This window comes from Caulobacter sp. 05L422, from assembly GCF_056397765.1.
On the sequence record NZ_JBFTOB010000037.1, the window covers coordinates 18329 to 33475 of the forward strand.

Consider the following 15147-nt stretch of genomic DNA (forward strand, 5'->3'; position numbering starts at 1 on the left):
AGGCTGGCTGGAGAAGGTCGCTGGCGCGATGCGGCGCACCCGCCTATTCCTAGCGCGGCAAGCGTTGCAACAAGCCTGGCCTTGGCACGTTTGGGCTTGGTCGAGCGTGTTGGTAAGGTTCGACGGCGGATTACAGGGACCGACGAGACTTCATGGGCGCTCCGGCTGATTTCACCCTCAAGGAGACCGCCGGCCACACCACGGCCGTGCTCTCGGGGGACTGGACCGCGCGCGGCATGATCGACGCCGGCGAGCGCCTGGTCCACGCCATGGAGGGCTCCAAGGCCGTCGACCTGGACCTGCGCGACATCACCCGCTGCGACACGGCCGGCGCCTACGCCATCATCCGCGCCGCCGACGGCCGGATCAGCGCGGGCAAGATCCAGGCCGGTCCCCGGACCCTGCGCCTGCTGCAGCTGGTCGACGACGCCATCCAGGTCGAGCCCGAGGCCGCCCCGCCGCAGAAGGGCTTCATGGCCCTCCTGGAGCGTATCGGCCGCGGCGTCTACGGCCTGGGCGACGATCTCTACGGCACCCTGGCCTTTCTGGGTCACCTGCTGGTCGCCATCGGCCGCTGCATCGCCAAGCCCAGCCGAATCCGCTGGGCGCCGGTCGTGGCCCTGGCCGAGCGCGCGGGCCTGGACGCCATTCCGATCGTCGCTGTGACCACCTTCTTCATCGGCGCGGTCGTGGCCCTGCTGGGCGCCAACCTGCTGACCCAGTTCGGCGCCCAGGTGTTCGCCGTCGAGCTGATCGGCATCTCGGTGCTGCGCGAGTTCAACATCCTGATCACCGCCATCCTGCTGGCCGGCCGCTCTGCCTCCAGCTTCGCGGCCGAAATCGGCTCGATGAAGATGAACCAGGAAATCGACGCCATGCAGGTGATGGGAGTGGATCCCTACGAGGCGCTGGTCCTGCCGCGCTTCGCCGCCCTGCTGCTGACCATTCCGCTGCTGACCTTCGTGGCCACCCTGGCGGGCCTGGCCGGCGGCATGCTGGTCACCTGGACGGTGCTGGACCTGTCTCCGACCTTCTTCCTGCAGCGCATGCAGGACTCGGTGGGCGTCCAACACTACTGGATCGGCCTGTCCAAGGCGCCGGTGATGGCCATGGTCATCGCCGCGATCGGCTGTCGCCAGGGCATGGAGGTCGGCAACGACGTCGAGTCGCTGGGCCGCCGGGTGACCGCCGCCGTGGTCCACGCCATCTTCGCGATCATCGCCATCGATGCGGTGTTCGCCCTGATCTACATGGAACTGAACGTATGAGCCCGGCCCAGCCCCCCAAAGGCAGGTCCAAGGATTTGGCCGCGCCCCCGCCTCCGGCCGAGGAAGACGCCCCGTCGACGGCCGAGGCGCCGCCGATCCGGGTCACGGGCCTGGTCTCGCGGTTCGGCGACAACGTCATCCACGACGGCCTGGACCTGACCGCCGAGCGCGGCGAGGTGCTGGGCGTGGTCGGTGGCTCCGGCGCCGGCAAGTCGGTGCTGCTCAACACCATCATCGGCCTGAAGGTCCCCGACGGCGGCAGCGTCAAGCTGTTTGGCCAGGACATGGCCGACGCCTCGCGCAAGCGCTGGAACATCATCGAGCGCCGCTGGGGCGTGCTGTTCCAGCAGGGCGCGCTGTTCTCGAACCTGACCGTGCGCGAGAACGTCGCCGCGCCGCTGCATGAGCACACCCGCCTGCCCAAGGGCGAGATCGAGCACCTGGCCGACCTGAAGATCGCCCTGGTGGGCCTTCCCGCCCGGGCCGGCAACCTCAAGCCCGCCGAGCTGTCGGGCGGCATGCGCAAGCGCGCCGGCCTGGCCCGCGCCCTGGCCATGGACCCCGAACTGCTGTTCCTGGACGAGCCCACCGCGGGCCTGGACCCGATCAGCGCCGCGGCCTTCGACACCCTGATCAAGGACCTGTCCGACAGTCTGGACCTGACCGTGTTCATGATCACCCACGACCTGGACACCCTCTACGAGATCACCGACCGCATCGCGGTCATCGCCGACAAGAAGGTCGTCGCCACCGGCTCGGTCCAGGAGCTGGAGCAGAACGACCACCCCTGGATCCAGGAATACTTCATGGGACCGCGCGGCCGCGCGGCCGCCGGCAAGGCGACGCCGCCCCAGACGACACCGAGGACGAGCTGATGGAAAGAAACGCCAACTATGCCTTGGTGGGCGCGGCCACCCTGATCCTGTTCATGGGGCTGCTGATCTTCGCCGTCTGGCTGGCCAAACTGAGCTTCAACCAGGAATACGACCTGTACGACGTGCTGTTCGTCGGGCCCGTGCGCGGCCTGTCGGACGGCGGCGAGGTGCACTTCAACGGCATCAAGGTCGGCGAGGTCACCAAGATCGCGCTCGACAAGTCCGACCCCAACCGCGTCATCGCCCGCGTGCGCGTCACCTCGGACGTGCCGATCAAGACCGACAGCTTCGCCACGCTGGAGCCCCAGGGCATCACCGGCGTGAACTATGTGCAGATCGCCGCCGGCACGCCCGCCAAGCCGCTGCTGAAGAGCACGGTCAAGAGCGGCGAGGTGCCGGTGATCCGCAGCCAGCGCAGCGCCCTGTCCGACCTGCTGGAAGGCGGCGGCACGGTGCTGACGCGCACCATCGAGGCCCTGGACCGCATCAACCGCGTGCTGTCGGACGACAACGTCAAGACCTTCAGCGCCTCGCTCAGCGACATCCAGTCGGTCACCGCCGAGCTGCGCGAGCGCAAGGCGATCATCGCCGACGCCCAGAAGGCCCTGCAGAGCATCGAGGCCACCTCGACCCGGATCGGCGAACTGTCGGACTCGGTCAACGGCCTGGCCAACGGCGACGCCAAGCGCACGCTGAAGAACCTGGGCGACGCCGCCGACGAGCTGAAGGCCACGGCCAAGGACGTGCGCGGCATGGTCGGCAAGCTGGAAGGCCCGACCAATGATTTCGCCACCACCGGCCTGCCGCAGCTGTCGTCGGCGGTCGTCACCCTGCAGTCGGCCGCCGAGTCCCTGGACCGGCTGGTCAGCGAAGTCGAACAGAACCCGCGCGCCCTGGTCGGCAAAGCGCCGGCCAAGGAACTGGAGGTCAAGCCGTGAGCCCCCTGAACACCCCCCTGCGGTCGCTGACGATCGCCGTCACGGCCGTGGCCCTCACCGGCTGCATCAGCCTGTTCCCCAAGACCAAGCCCGCCGGCCTCTATCGGTTCGGCCATGTCGCGGCAGAGAGCTCCAGGCCGGCGACCGAGAAGAGCTTCGGGGTCTTCAAGACCCCGACGGTCTTCACCCGCGCCGCGATGAGCGACCGCCTGCTGTCGGTGACCGACGGCGAGGCCGCCTACATCTCCGACGCCCGCTGGGTCTCGCCGGCTATCGTGCTGTTCGACGAGGCCGTGGCCCGCGCCTTCGAGGGCGAGAACAGCCGCGCCCGCCTGGTCACCCGCGGCGAGGCCGTCAAGGCGTCCATGGCCCTGCGCCTGGAGGTCCGCTCGTTCGAGACCGACTATGTCGACGGGCCCAAGGCCGCGCCCGAGGTGCTGGTCGAGATCCGCGCCGTGATGACCCGCAGCAGCGACCGCGCTCTGCTGGGCGACAAGGTGTTCGTGGCTCGGGTCAAGGCCGCCGACAATCGCCTGAGCGCCATCGTGCCGGCCTACGACCAGGCCGTGGGCCAGGTGCTGTCGGAGATCGTCACCTGGGTCGGCGACGCGGGCGCCAAGCTGCCGCCGGGCTGAGCCGGCTTCGGATCAGCACTCCGGATCAGGTTCGGGCTTGTCGGCCGTGATCCTGATCGCGGGCTCCGGCGCCGTCCCCGGATCGCGCCGGAAGCGCACCAGGATCTCCACGCTGTCGGGCCGCTTGGCCAGGGCGTCGCGGACCATGGCCAGCACCGTGTCGGGCGAGACGTGCAGGTCGACGATCTGCGCGGACTCTTCGTAGATCAGATGGGAATGCGGCTCGGGCACGGTGTCGAACACCAGCTCGGTCGTCGTGGTGGGCAGCCGGCCGACCAGCCCGTGGTCGGCGAGCAGCTCCAGCTGGCGGGCCAGCTCGCCCGAGGTCATCGCCAGGCCGGCCTCGGCGACCATGTCGGCCACTTCCGCCAGCGTCACATGCACCTCCGGCGAGGCGCGCAGCAGCGCCAGCAGACGCGGCAAGGCGCCGTGCCAGGCAGGCCGGCGCGACGCAGTTCCTCCCGCAACACGGCTTCCACCGTATGTGGCATCGAGGCGTCCTCCCAAGGCGCCGAAGACGATCGCGGTCATGCGCCGCCGCGATCTTGTCCCCGCGCCAGAAGACTGGACGCGACGGCGTCCAGAGGACCGTTCGCCGAACCCGGGCCACGGACCTGACTCATAATTCGCCCATCATCGTGATAAAAAGAAGCACCAAATCTCAATCGACCCTATAGGCTCAGCCTATGAATCTTCGAGACCTCAGCTACCTCCTGGCCGTGGCCGAGCATGAGCATTTCGGACGCGCCGCCCGCGCCTGCGGCGTCAGCCAGCCGACCCTGTCGGTGCAGATCCGCAAGTTGGAAGACCTGATGGGCGTGGCGCTGTTCGAGCGCAGCAGCAAGACCGCCGCCCCGACCGCCGCCTGCCTGCAGCTGATCGGCCACGCCCGCACCGCCGTGACCGCCGCCGAAGCCATCCTGGCCACCGCCCGCAACCTGCGCGACCCGCTGTCGGGGCGCTTCCGGCTGGGCATCATCCCGACCCTGGCCCCCTACCTGCTGCCGCTGGTCTTCGCGCCGCTGCGCGAGGCTCTGCCGGCGCTGGAGCTGGAGCCGTGGGAGGACCAGACCTCGGCCTTGCTGGAGCGGCTGCGCGCGCACGAGCTGGACGCCGCCCTGCTGGCCACCGACGAAGACGGGCCCGACCTGATCAGCCTGCCGCTGTTCGCCGAGCCGTTCCTCGCCGCCCTCCCCCCCGAGCATCCGCTGGCGGGCCGCTCGGTGATCCTGGAGACCGACCTGGCGCGCGACATCCTGGTGCTGGCCGACGGCCACTGCCTGCGCGACCAGACGGTGGAGGCCTGCGGCGGCGACGCGGCCCTGGGCGGCCCCCTGCGGGCGGCCAGCCTGCCGACCCTGCTCAACATGGTGGCGGCCGGCTACGGGACGACGCTGATCCCCGGACTTGCGGCCGGAGCGGCCCAGGACGCCGGCATCGTGCTGCGGCCCCTGTCCACCCGCGCCGGACGAACCGTCCGCATCGTCTGGCGCACCCATTACCCCCGCCGGCAGGCGGTGGAGGCGGTGGGGGAAGTCATCGCCGACCGCCTGCGCGGCTTCGCCGAAGGCGCGGCGGCGGGAGCGGTCTAGGGCGGCGATCGATGGCTGCTTTCGGCGCAGGCGCCAGATTCCGCTTCCGACCCTTAGTCGGAGGTTGGGAGGGTCCGCTTTCAGGCCGTAAATCCATCGACCGCTGCCCCCTGATCCAGGCATCGGTGAAGCTAACCGCCGCTCGTCGCTCCGCCGTGCCGCCGGACGAAGTCGATAAACGCCTTGAACGCCGCGGTCGGATTGCGTCGGCTCGGATAGTAGAGGCTCAAGGGCGGCAGCGTGGGTGTCCAGTCATCCAGCACGGATACGAGTCGACCGGCCTCAATGTCGTCTCGCACATCGGATTCCATCGCCAAGGTGAGGCCGACGGACGCCAGAGCCGCCGTGCGGGCCAGGCTCGCTTCGTCGAGGGTCAAACCTCCGTCAACGTCGACATGGATCGCCCGTCCATCTTTCTCGAACGGCCAGCGGTGGATCGCACCGTTTGGAAGGCGGACGCGCAGGCAGCTATGGGCGGCAAGGTCCTGCGGGATTTGCGGCGTCCCGCGCACATCCAGATAGCCCGGCGCGCCAACCACCACATTGCGCCGAGCGCCGCCGAGCGGCACGGCGATCATGTCCACAGGCACCCGGTCGGCGCTGCGCACGCCAAGATCGAAACCGCCGGCGACGATGTCGACCAGACGACCTTCCGTCACGATGTCGATGTGGACCTGGGGGTGCAGCCGCTGAAACGGCAGGACGAGCGAGGCGAAGATCTCGCGCGCCGCCGTCGGAAAGGCGTTTATGCGCAAGGTGCCGGACGGCGCAGCCTGCTGGGAGCGCGCGGCCTCCATCGCCTCATGAATCTCCCGTACTGCGGGCGCGACCTGGTCGACGAACCGCCTGCCTGCCTCAGTGAGAGAGACGCTCCGGGTGGTACGGTTGAAAAGCCGCACACCGAGCGCCCGCTCCAGCTTTCCGATCGCGTTACTGAGCGCCGTTGTGGAAACCCCGAGCTCAACCGCCGCCGCACGGAATTTCCCCCGCCGTGCGACCATGAGGACAGCATCCAGTTCGGTCAGATTGTGCTGCGTCATTGTCCCGATATTCGTAATAGGTCGTTCCGTTTTGTCCCGATTATGCTCAGGCATGTCCACGCCTAACTTTGCTGGAGAGCACAGCAAGCAGGACATGACCCATGCCACTCGAACTACCTCCTCCGATCGCGGCCTATGTGGCTGCCAACGCCCGGCTCGATGTCGACGCCATGCTCCAGCCGTTCGCGGCGGACGCCGTCCTCCGCGACAACGGCAAGGTCTTCAGCGGTCACGCTGAAATCCGTCGCCTTCTCGAAGAAGCCGTGGCGCCCGTGAAGGCGATCTTCACGCCGGATAGTCTGCGCCAAGAGGACGGCCAGATCGTCCTCGAAGGCCCCGCCCATGGCGAGTTTCCCGGAAGCCCGATCCGCTTCACCTACCGCTTCACGCTTGAAGATGACGCCATCAAAGCCGTGGAGATCACGGGATGACCAGCAAAGTTGATCCGACCGAGTTCGCCGGCAAGCGCGTGCTCGTCAGCGGGGGCACCAAGGGTCTGGGCCGCGCCACCGTCGAACGGTTCGTGGCCGGCGGCGCCCGCGTCATCACCGCCGCCCGCGCAGCGGTGGAGCCCATAGAGGGCGTCGAGTTCGTAGAGGCGGACCTGACCACGGCGGAAGGCGGGGAGGCGCTGGCCAAGGCAGCCCTCGCGTGCTTCGGCGGGATCGACATCCTGGCTCATAACCTCGGCGGATCGGCCATGCCGCCCGGCGGCTTTACGGCGCTGACAGACGACCTCTGGCTCTCGGAACTGAACTTGAACCTTCTGGCGACGGTTCGTCTTGATCGCCTCCTGATCCCTCAGATGATCGAGCGGGGCGATGGCGCGGTGGTGCACGTTACTTCGACCCAGTCGGTGCTGCCCCTGCCCGAGTCGACCACTGCCTACGCGGCCGCCAAGGCGGCGCTGCGCACCTACAGCAAATCCATTTCTAAGGAGCTGGGGCCAAAGGGTGTCCGGATCAACATCGTCTGTCCCGGCTGGATCATGACCGAGGGCGCCGTCGATCTGGTGAAGAATATGCAGGCTGCCAATGGCGGCACGTTCGAGGAAGCACGGCAAGCTGTCATGGCCTGGATCGGCGGGATCCCGATCGGACGTGGGGCTGAGCCATCGGAAGTCGCCGACCTTATCGCCTTCTTGGCCTCGGATCGTGCCACCGCGATCCACGGGGCCGAGTTCGTCATCGACGGTGGGACGGTGCCGACCGTCTGATCGTTGGCTGAAGTCCACGCTCTTCCCTGAGTGGTTGGGCGTGGACAAACACCCGACGTCGACGCACCGCGTTCGACGCCTGCTTTCGGCCAGAATGCGACTGTCCGCTCTCCACACCACAGCCGACAATCGAAACGTCCGTTCTTCGTCGCTCGCCTAAAGCGCCGTCAGAGGCTCCGCCACCGCCCCGTAACCCGCATCGGGCTGGATCCGCAGCGACGGCCCGTCGACCCAGGGCTCGACGGTGACCAGCGGCCGCGCCCGCGCCGTCTCGATGGCGGCCGCCGCGTGAGGGCTCTCCGCCAGCAGTTGCAGGTTCATGCGCGTGGGGAAGATCACCTTGCGCTGGCCCGACGCCGCCAGGGCCAGGGCCTCGGCCGGCGCGATCCATTCGGCGTCGACCGCCTCGTGGCCGTCGCAGATGGCCAGTTGGGCCAGGGGCGCGTGGGCCACGTAGAACCAGGTGTCGAAGCGCTTGCTCATCAGCGGCGGGGTGATCCAGCGGGCGAAGATGGTCAGGGCCGCCAGGTCCAGCTTCAGGCCCAGGTCGCGGACCACGTCGAGGAACGGCATGCGGTCCTCGGCCACCGCCGCCCGCACGTCGATCGCCGCCTCGCCGACATAGATTTCGCCCGCCGCGTCCCGGGCCAGCAGCACGCCGGCCTCCTCGTAGGCCTCGCGGATGGCGGCGATGCGCAGCGGCGCGCCGTCGGCCTCTACGCTCTCCCAGCCCGTGGCGTGATCGGCCCAGGCCGGATCGTGGTCGCCGGCGTGGCTCTTGCCGCCCGGAAAGACCAGGGCGCCGGCCGCGAAGTCGATCTGGTGATGGCGCTTGACCATCAGCACCTCGAAGGCCGGCCCAGGGGCTGGCAAGTCCCGCAGCATCAAGATCGTGGCGGCGGGGCGGATCGGATCTTCGGCGCGCTCTGACATCGCACGAGGTTGGCGCAGAAGCCGCGCCTTGCCCAGACGGTTTCGAACGAGCGTTTAGCCGGCCGCCGCGGTCTTGGCTCGTTCGCCCAGCTGATCGGCGCGGTCCAGCAGATAGTCGGCGTCGTCGCGCGAGACCGCCGGCGACGAGGTCAGGAAGCGCTGGATCATGTGCTCCTGGAACCGCTCGCGGTCGCCGGGGCGGCCGTCGTAGTCCAGGGCGTGGAAGGCGTCGACGCCGGCGCGGAAGGCCGGGAACAGGCGCGGCGGCAGACCCGCCCGCTCGCAGATCGCCTTCAGGCCCAGGGCCCCCGCGTCATGGATCATCAGCCAGGTGCGATGGTGCGGCACGCCCGACAGCTCGGACACGCCCCACTCGAAGAAGTTCATGTGGCCGTGGGCCAGGGCCCGCAGCAGCAGGGACGGCGACAGGCGCTCCACGCTGTGCAGGTGAGCCGCGAAGGCCTTGGCGTCGGTGGCGCGGCCAGCCTGGTCGACCAGGTCGATCGTCGCCCGCTCCTTGGTGTCGAGGATCAGCTCCAGGGTGCGCTCGGCCGACAGCGGGTGCGTGGCCAGGATGTGGTCGCGCAGCTGGTCGCCAACCATGTCGATCAGGCGCTCGGTCACCGACAGCGGCAGGGTCGAGCGGTAGGCGACCGCGGTCAGCACCTTCTCGGACTTGGCGAAGCGCTCCAGGGTCCGCTGCAGGGCGCTTTCGGACATCCGGGCGTTGTCGTTGGCGCAGAGGGCGGTGACCACGTCCTCGCCCCCCTGCTCGACCAGCAGGGCCGCCACCTTGCGCGACAGCTTGGGACGTTTTGCCACGGCCATCTGGCGCACGGGACCGCCCAGGCGGACGATCTCGGCCAGGTCGGCGTCGCTGAACGCCGGCGAGAAGGTGATCACCGGCAGCGACACGCTCTCGACGTCGCGGGCCAGGCGGTTGGCGACGTCGGCGGGCAGGCTGGGCGAATTGCGCAGGGTCACGGCCATGGCGCGGCGGACCAGTTCGGCGGCGTCGGCGGCCATCACCCGCAGGATCTCGCCGGCCAGCACGCGCTGCTCGTCGTCCAGTTCGGCGCGGTCGATCGTGCGGCAAAGCTTGTGGGCGGCCAGGGCGCGCTCGTCGGGCGTCGCGCCCTTCACCAGCATGCGGATGTCGTGTTCGGTCAGGGCGGCGCGGGTGGTGGCCATCGATCTCCCCCAGTCCCCACGGAGCGGCGAGGAATCGGATCATCCTCGGTTATGCTTAACGATTGTTTGCCCTCAAAGCTGTGGGGATTAACGATAAGCCGTAACTCGGCGCAAACCGTGATCCCCTAGGGTCTGGGCTCACCAGCCGAGGAATCAGTCCTTGTTCGCCGAGCGCCGACAAAACACCCCCGCGGACGGCGGCGCCGACGCCCGTCTGGCGCTCGACGCCCAGACCGCTCTGCTGCCCTACGCGCTGGCCGTGTTCGCCGTCAGCCTGCCGATCTACGTCTGGGCCTGCTCGTTCGCGCGGAACGCCGGCTGGATGGCTATCAGCTTCGCGGTGTTCGCGATCAACTGGGGCGTCTTCTATGGCGTGGTCGCCTGGCTGCGCAGCCCGGCGGCCCAGGACCTGACCCGCCGCGCGCGGGTGCACGTGATGGCCGGCCTGCTGTGGGCGGTGGCCGTCTGCCAGATGGCCGTCTTCGCCGACGGGGCGGGCGGCGTGCGCGAGACCTTGCTGCTGCTGTCGGCCGGCGCGGCCGTGGTCTGCATCTTCTTCGCCGCCCCCTGCCTGCTGGCCCTGCTGCTGACCGCCCCGGTCGCCGCGGTCGGGCCGCTGTACCTGCTGTTCTCGCAGCCGCAGAGCGAACGGGCCGGCGGCATGGCCTTCGGCGCGATCTCGCTGGCCATGGCCCTGTCGCTGATCCTCAACCGCATGCTGCGCCGCCAGCACGCCCTGGCCCTGGCCCACGAGGCGCTTCTGGAGGAACGGCTGACCGTGCTGGAGTCCGCCGAGCGCGCCGCCCGCTCCAAGTCCGACATCGTCGCCACCCTCAGCCACGAGATCCGCAACGGCCTGACCGGCGTGACCCACGTGCTGGCCGCCGCCGCCGGCAAGGGCGGCCGCGCCGCGCCGTCGCGCGAGCAATTGAACGCCGCCCTCGACGCCGCCCAGGACCTGGTCGCCGTGCTGAACGCCACACTGGACTCCGAGACCGCCGAAAGCGGTCGCCTGGCCGTCGAGAGCGTGGCCTTCGAGCCCGTCCGCCTGATCCGCGACTTGGTGCTGCTTGACCGTCCGCACGCCGTGGCCAAGGGCCTGGAGCTGGTCGTCCATGTCGAGCCCGACCTCGAGCGCCGCCAGCTGGGCGCGGCGGTCGGCGACGCCCTGCGCACCCGCCAGATCATCGCCAACATCGTCGGCAACGCCGTCAAGTACACCGTGCGCGGCCGGATCGAGGTCCGGGTCGAGCGGCGCGACAACCTGATCGCCATCGAAGTGGCCGACACCGGGCCGGGCCTGTCGCGCGAAGAGATGGAGCAGGCCTTCCAGGCGTTCCAGCGCGTCGAGCGCACCGGGGCGGGCGTCAACGGCGCGGGCCTGGGCCTGTCGCTGTCGCGTCAGCTGGCCAAGCTGATGGGCGGCGCGCTGGAGGCCACCAGCGCCGTCGGCGTCGGCAGTTGCTTCACCCTCACCCTGCCCTTCGACGAGAACGCCATCTGCGCGATCGAGCCCGCCGACGGCGAGACGCAGCAGCCGGTCGAGGCCGCCGGCGCCCCGCCACGCAACCTGCGGATCCTGATCGCCGAGGACGACGCCCTCAACGCGGCCATGCTGCGCGCCATCCTCGAGCAGTTGGGCCACCAGGTGGTCCACGCCCAGAACGGCCGCCGCGCCCTGGACCTGGCCCGGATCTGCGACTTCGACCTGGTGATGCTGGACGGCCGCATGCCGATCCTGGACGGCCCGCAGACCGCCGCCGCCCTGCGCGCCCTGGACGGCGGCAACCGCGACGTGGCCATCGTGGCGGTGATCGGCGGCGACGCCGACGAGGCCCGCGAGTGCCTGGACGCCGGCGCCGACACCGTGCTGCGCAAGCCGGTCAGCGTCGCCGCCGTGGCCCGCGCCGTGGCCGACGCGGCGGCGCTGGACCGCAAGAGCGCCAACGCCCAGGCCGCCGTCGCCTGACCGCTCTCCCCTAAACCGCTTCCCAACAGACGTTTAAGTCGTCCACACTCCGCTCAACGACAAGAAGCGGGAGGACCGGATGCTGCGCGGTCTGCGGGTCATCGAACTGGCCACCTACATCGCCGCCCCGGGCGCGGCCGGGATCATGGCCGACTGGGGCGCCGACGTGATCAAGATCGAGTCGCCCGACGGCGACCCGATGCGGGGCTTCTTCGACACCCTGGGCTCGGACCAGGCCGCCAATCCGATCTTCGAGCTGGACAATCGCGGCAAGCGCTCGGTCGTGCTGGACATCCGCACCCCGGCCGGCCGCGACGCCGCCAAGGCCCTGGTCAAGGACGCCGACATCTTCCTGACCAATGTCCGCCCCGCCGGCCTGGCGCGGGCGGGCCTGGACTACGAGAACCTCAAGGCGGTCAACCCGCGCCTGATCTACTGCAGCCTGACCGGCTATGGCCTGGAGGGGCCCGACGCCGACCGGCCGGGCATGGACGTGGCGGCCTTCTGGTCGCGGGCCGGGGTGGGCGCGATCACCGGGCCCAAAGGCGCCGAGCCCTTCCCGCTGCGCACCGGCATGGGCGACCACGTGACGTCGCTGGCGACGGCAGCCGCCATCCTGGCGGCTGTCCACGAACGCCATCGCACGGGCGTCGGCCGGCTGGTCGAGACCTCGCTGCTGCGCACGGGCGTCTATGCGATCGGCTCGGACATGGCCATCCAGCTGCGGTTCGGGAAGCTGGCCTCGACCCGGCCCCGGCGCGAGGCGGTGCAGCCCCTGGCCAACTTCTTCCAGACCCGCGACGGTCGCTGGCTCTGCCTGCTGGCCCGTCAGGGCTCGACCGACTGGGCGCGGATCGCGGCGGCGGCCGGTCGGCCCGAACTGACCGAGGACCCGCGCTTCACCAGCGCCCGCCTGAGGCGCGAGCACGGCGCGGCCCTGGTCGACATCCTGGACGAGGCTTTCGGGGCCATGGACTACGCGGAAGCGGCCACGGCGCTGGACGCCGGCGATCTGACCTGGGCGCCCTGGCAGACGCCGCGCGACCTGGTGACCGATCCGCAAGCGGCCGCCGCGGGATGCTTCGTGGAGACGCCGGACGGCAAGGGCGGGACCTTCCCCGCTCCGGCCGGTCCGGCACGGTTCCCGGGCGCGGAAGATGGCCCCAGGGGCCCGGCGCCGGGGCTGGGCGAACATACGGCGTCGGTGTTGGCGGAGATCGGCTGGTCGGAGGACGAGATCGCGGCGGTGACGGGAGGCTAGGCCCCTACCGCTTGCTCTTGCCGCCGTCGCTGGCGTCGGACAGCACGCGCAGCATTTCCGACGAGAACATCGAGCTGGTCATCCGCGAGGCCGACGAGCCCCCGCTGGAACGGAGGTTCGAGGCCAGGCTGAAGCCGTCGTCGGCGTCCTGCGAGCCGCGCAGGATCAGGCTGACCAACGCTTCCTGCTGCTGGATGCGTTCCAGCCGTCGGCCGGTGGCGTACTGGACGAAGCCCTGGTCGGTGTCGGGCGAGGTGGTCGGCGTGGACGGAACCTCGCCGCCGCCGCCCGTCCGGGTCAGGTTGGCGTAGACCTCGCTGACCGTGGCCGGACGGCCTTCGCGATAGAAGATCGACCGGTTGGCGGCCGCCGCATCGGGGAACATGGCCGCGGCGCTGGCGCCGGGCGAATTGCCGGCCGCTTCGATCAGTCGCGCCGAGCCCGCGGGACCCAGAAAGTGGGCGGCGTACAGTTCGCCGGACGTGGGCGAACGCCCCACCCGGCCCCGCAGATAGGAGGCGTGGTCGCTGGCCAGTTCGCCGGCCATCAGCGAGGCGGCGTGCGGGTCCAGCTTCAGGCCCAGCACGGTCTTGCGGGCCTCGTCGCCCGCCACCCGATACTTGCCGTCCGAGCCCTGCTGGATCAGGTCGGCGTAGCGGGCGTAGCCGTACTTGGCGCCGTGCTTCTTCAGGGTCGACAGCCAGGTCTGGTCCACGAACTGGAACAGGCCCGAGGCCGACGACGTCCGCGCCTTGGCGGCGGGATTGTAGCCGCTCTCGCGCTTGGCCGTGCCCATCAGGAACGTGAAATCCACGCCCGTCGCACTGGACGCGCGCTGGATCGCCGACTCGACGACACTGCGGATGGAGGTGACATTCGCCATGCCCGAAGATGTGAACGCGCATGGTTAATCGCGCCTTAACCAAGCCCGACCACTCGGCAGAATTTGCCTGTGGCGGGTTGCCACAGTTACGCGTGTAAAAATTCTACGCGCGTAATATTTACAAACGTAATTCCGCGTGACAGGCTTCCTCCATCGACCCGGTTCATCAGGCGGTCGATGCTGAAGGAGGTTGTCATGGTCGCGTACGAAGGCACGGTCGGTTCCTACATCCCCGGTTTGGACAGCCCGCGGCGCAAGCCGTCCAAGGCGCTGGTCGCGGCGCTGGTGGTCGTCTCGGCCGCCCATGCGGGGGTGTTCGCCTACCTGGCCTACCAGAAGTTCATCCCGCCGATCACGCAGGACTATCCCGCACCGCCGACGACCCTGCTCGAAACCTGGAAGGAGCCGCCTCCGCCCCCGCCGCCCGAGCCGGAATTGGACAAGCCCAAGCCCGTTCAGTCCAACCCGGTCATTCCGCGTGAGCCCGTGCCGACCAACCAGACCGAGGTCACGCCCCTGGTCGTGCCCAAGGTCGAGCCGACCGAGAACAAGGGTACGGGGCCGCTGATCTTCGCGGAAAAGGCCTCTGACGGCGACCCGCCTGTGCAAACCCAGCCCAGGGTCGTCACCCGCCCCAACTGGCTGAAGAAGCCGGGCGCGTCGGAGTTCAGCCGCTTCTATCCGGAAAGCGCCATGCGGCGCGGCGTCGGCGGCATGGCGACCCTGAACTGCACGGTAGCGGCCAACGGCACGATCCAGGCCTGCAGCGTGCTGGACGAGACGCCCGCCGAGGAGGGCTTCGGCAAGGCCGCGATCAAGCTGTCGCGGTTCTTCAGGATGAGCCCGCAGATGGAGAACGGCCAGGCCGTCGACGGGGCCAGCGTCCGCATCCCGATCCGCTTCAACGCGGCCGAAGGCTAGGAGACGCGTAAGCCGGCCGGGCGTGCATGACCGGCCGGCGATGTCTCTTCGGTCACGGGGGAGCCCCGGGKCGCCGCGCGCCTTCCAGCGCGGCGACCCGGGGTTTTGTCGTTGGGCGGGCGCGTTCCTAAACCCTCTCCCGGAGGGGAGAGAGTTCAAGAAGCACCAACGCTCAGCGCATAGAGAACAAACCCCGGCGATTTCAACGCCCTGAACTTTCTCGACCCGATTTGATCCTCACCCTCCAGACCGCCCGTATCCTTGACTCACCTCGCTGCATGGAAAGGGCGCATGGCCAGCGACCGATGCGGCGGCGGGGGGCGATCGAGCGGGACTGGGCTGGAGGGGGTTACTTCAGCGTGTCCGGGGAGCCTGGCGTTGCAGGCCCCGCCCGCCGTCGGCGTCGAACGGGGACAAAGCGCGTG

At 69.5% G+C, this 15147-nt stretch carries 15 protein-coding genes and 1 pseudogene; 10 read left to right on the top strand and 6 right to left on the bottom strand.

Translation table 11 applies throughout. The annotated features are described in order from the left end of the window. Positions 1-152 precede the first annotated feature (152 nt). From AC1DMQ_RS25055 to AC1DMQ_RS25070, 4 genes are read left to right on the top strand one after another with little or no spacing between them, the layout of a single operon-like run. Positions 153-1268: an MlaE family ABC transporter permease gene (locus AC1DMQ_RS25055; RefSeq protein ID WP_477036251.1), complete on the top strand. Its 1116-nt coding sequence runs from the start codon at positions 153-155 to the stop codon at positions 1266-1268. After that, positions 1265-2143 (top strand): ABC transporter ATP-binding protein, encoded by an 879-nt coding sequence (locus tag AC1DMQ_RS25060; RefSeq protein WP_477036252.1) that lies wholly within the window; start codon positions 1265-1267, stop codon positions 2141-2143. The genes AC1DMQ_RS25055 and AC1DMQ_RS25060 overlap by 4 nt, the downstream gene beginning before the upstream one ends. Next, complete coding sequence (locus tag AC1DMQ_RS25065; protein ID WP_477036253.1) at positions 2143-3081, top strand: MlaD family protein; 939 nt, start codon at positions 2143-2145, stop codon at positions 3079-3081. Before AC1DMQ_RS25060 ends, AC1DMQ_RS25065 begins: the two co-directional genes overlap by 1 nt. Further along, the gene (locus tag AC1DMQ_RS25070) at positions 3078-3716 is read left to right on the top strand and encodes an ABC-type transport auxiliary lipoprotein family protein (RefSeq protein WP_477036254.1); all 639 of its coding nucleotides are present in this window, start codon (positions 3078-3080) and stop codon (positions 3714-3716) included. The genes AC1DMQ_RS25065 and AC1DMQ_RS25070 overlap by 4 nt, the downstream gene beginning before the upstream one ends. 12 nt (positions 3717-3728) lie before the next feature. Here AC1DMQ_RS25070 and AC1DMQ_RS25075 read toward each other — a convergent pair whose 3' ends face one another. Continuing rightward, complete coding sequence (locus AC1DMQ_RS25075) at positions 3729-4139, bottom strand: transcriptional repressor (RefSeq protein WP_477036255.1); 411 nt, start codon at positions 4137-4139, stop codon at positions 3729-3731. Positions 4140-4402: 263 nt separating this feature from the next. Between AC1DMQ_RS25075 and AC1DMQ_RS25080 the strand changes: the two genes are divergently transcribed. Then, positions 4403-5308 carry a LysR substrate-binding domain-containing protein gene (locus AC1DMQ_RS25080; protein WP_477036256.1) on the top strand — a complete coding sequence of 302 codons (906 nt, stop codon included), beginning with the start codon at positions 4403-4405 and terminating at the stop codon, positions 5306-5308. A 131-nt stretch (positions 5309-5439) separates the two neighbouring features. Here AC1DMQ_RS25080 and AC1DMQ_RS25085 read toward each other — a convergent pair whose 3' ends face one another. Beyond that, entirely contained in the window at positions 5440-6348 is a 909-nt protein-coding gene (locus tag AC1DMQ_RS25085; protein ID WP_477036257.1) for a LysR family transcriptional regulator, read from the bottom strand. Positions 6349-6485: 137 nt separating this feature from the next. Here AC1DMQ_RS25085 and AC1DMQ_RS25090 point away from each other — a divergent pair, with 137 nt between their 5' ends. Together AC1DMQ_RS25090 and AC1DMQ_RS25095 are read left to right on the top strand one after the other, a co-directional pair. Continuing rightward, a complete protein-coding gene (locus AC1DMQ_RS25090) occupies positions 6486-6779 on the top strand; it encodes a nuclear transport factor 2 family protein (protein ID WP_477036258.1) in 294 nt (97 codons plus the stop codon). Next, entirely contained in the window at positions 6776-7564 is a 789-nt protein-coding gene (locus AC1DMQ_RS25095; protein WP_477036259.1) for an SDR family oxidoreductase, read from the top strand. The genes AC1DMQ_RS25090 and AC1DMQ_RS25095 overlap by 4 nt, the downstream gene beginning before the upstream one ends. 156 nt (positions 7565-7720) lie before the next feature. Here the strand turns inward: AC1DMQ_RS25095 and AC1DMQ_RS25100 are convergent, their stop codons facing one another. Beyond that, the gene (locus tag AC1DMQ_RS25100) at positions 7721-8497 is read right to left on the bottom strand and encodes an NUDIX hydrolase (protein ID WP_477036260.1); all 777 of its coding nucleotides are present in this window, start codon (positions 8495-8497) and stop codon (positions 7721-7723) included. 54 nt (positions 8498-8551) lie between these two features. Then, the gene (gene spbR, locus AC1DMQ_RS25105) at positions 8552-9688 is read right to left on the bottom strand and encodes a SpbR family protein (protein WP_477036261.1); all 1137 of its coding nucleotides are present in this window, start codon (positions 9686-9688) and stop codon (positions 8552-8554) included. A 160-nt stretch (positions 9689-9848) separates the two neighbouring features. Between spbR and AC1DMQ_RS25110 the strand changes: the two genes are divergently transcribed. Together AC1DMQ_RS25110 and AC1DMQ_RS25115 are read left to right on the top strand one after the other, a co-directional pair. Beyond that, positions 9849-11657: an ATP-binding protein gene (locus tag AC1DMQ_RS25110; protein ID WP_477036262.1), complete on the top strand. Its 1809-nt coding sequence runs from the start codon at positions 9849-9851 to the stop codon at positions 11655-11657. A gap of 79 nt (positions 11658-11736) precedes the next feature. Next, positions 11737-12918, top strand: a complete 1182-nt coding sequence (locus tag AC1DMQ_RS25115) for a CaiB/BaiF CoA transferase family protein (protein WP_477036263.1) — start codon at positions 11737-11739, stop codon at positions 12916-12918. A 4-nt stretch (positions 12919-12922) separates the two neighbouring features. Here AC1DMQ_RS25115 and AC1DMQ_RS25120 read toward each other — a convergent pair whose 3' ends face one another. Next, positions 12923-13801: a transglycosylase SLT domain-containing protein gene (locus AC1DMQ_RS25120; RefSeq protein ID WP_477036264.1), complete on the bottom strand. Its 879-nt coding sequence runs from the start codon at positions 13799-13801 to the stop codon at positions 12923-12925. Positions 13802-13996: 195 nt separating this feature from the next. Here AC1DMQ_RS25120 and AC1DMQ_RS25125 point away from each other — a divergent pair, with 195 nt between their 5' ends. Then, complete coding sequence (locus AC1DMQ_RS25125) at positions 13997-14722, top strand: energy transducer TonB family protein (protein WP_477036265.1); 726 nt, start codon at positions 13997-13999, stop codon at positions 14720-14722. Positions 14723-14990: 268 nt separating this feature from the next. Here AC1DMQ_RS25125 and AC1DMQ_RS25130 read toward each other — a convergent pair. Next, a pseudogene (locus AC1DMQ_RS25130) lies at positions 14991-15076 on the bottom strand (hypothetical protein); the annotation flags it as partial. Positions 15077-15147: the final 71 nt, after the last annotated feature.

Coding starts and splice junctions, on each gene's coding strand:
- AC1DMQ_RS25055 (WP_477036251.1), top strand. CDS start 153: ATGGGCGCTCCGGCTGATTTCACCCTCAAGGAGACCGCCGGCCACACC.
- AC1DMQ_RS25060 (WP_477036252.1), top strand. CDS start 1,265: ATGAGCCCGGCCCAGCCCCCCAAAGGCAGGTCCAAGGATTTGGCCGCG.
- AC1DMQ_RS25065 (WP_477036253.1), top strand. CDS start 2,143: ATGGAAAGAAACGCCAACTATGCCTTGGTGGGCGCGGCCACCCTGATC.
- AC1DMQ_RS25115 (WP_477036263.1), top strand. CDS start 11,737: ATGCTGCGCGGTCTGCGGGTCATCGAACTGGCCACCTACATCGCCGCC.
- AC1DMQ_RS25100 (WP_477036260.1), bottom strand. CDS start 8,497: ATGTCAGAGCGCGCCGAAGATCCGATCCGCCCCGCCGCCACGATCTTG.
- AC1DMQ_RS25080 (WP_477036256.1), top strand. CDS start 4,403: ATGAATCTTCGAGACCTCAGCTACCTCCTGGCCGTGGCCGAGCATGAG.
- AC1DMQ_RS25095 (WP_477036259.1), top strand. CDS start 6,776: ATGACCAGCAAAGTTGATCCGACCGAGTTCGCCGGCAAGCGCGTGCTC.
- spbR (WP_477036261.1), bottom strand. CDS start 9,688: ATGGCCACCACCCGCGCCGCCCTGACCGAACACGACATCCGCATGCTG.
- AC1DMQ_RS25085 (WP_477036257.1), bottom strand. CDS start 6,348: ATGACGCAGCACAATCTGACCGAACTGGATGCTGTCCTCATGGTCGCA.
- AC1DMQ_RS25125 (WP_477036265.1), top strand. CDS start 13,997: ATGGTCGCGTACGAAGGCACGGTCGGTTCCTACATCCCCGGTTTGGAC.
- AC1DMQ_RS25120 (WP_477036264.1), bottom strand. CDS start 13,801: ATGGCGAATGTCACCTCCATCCGCAGTGTCGTCGAGTCGGCGATCCAG.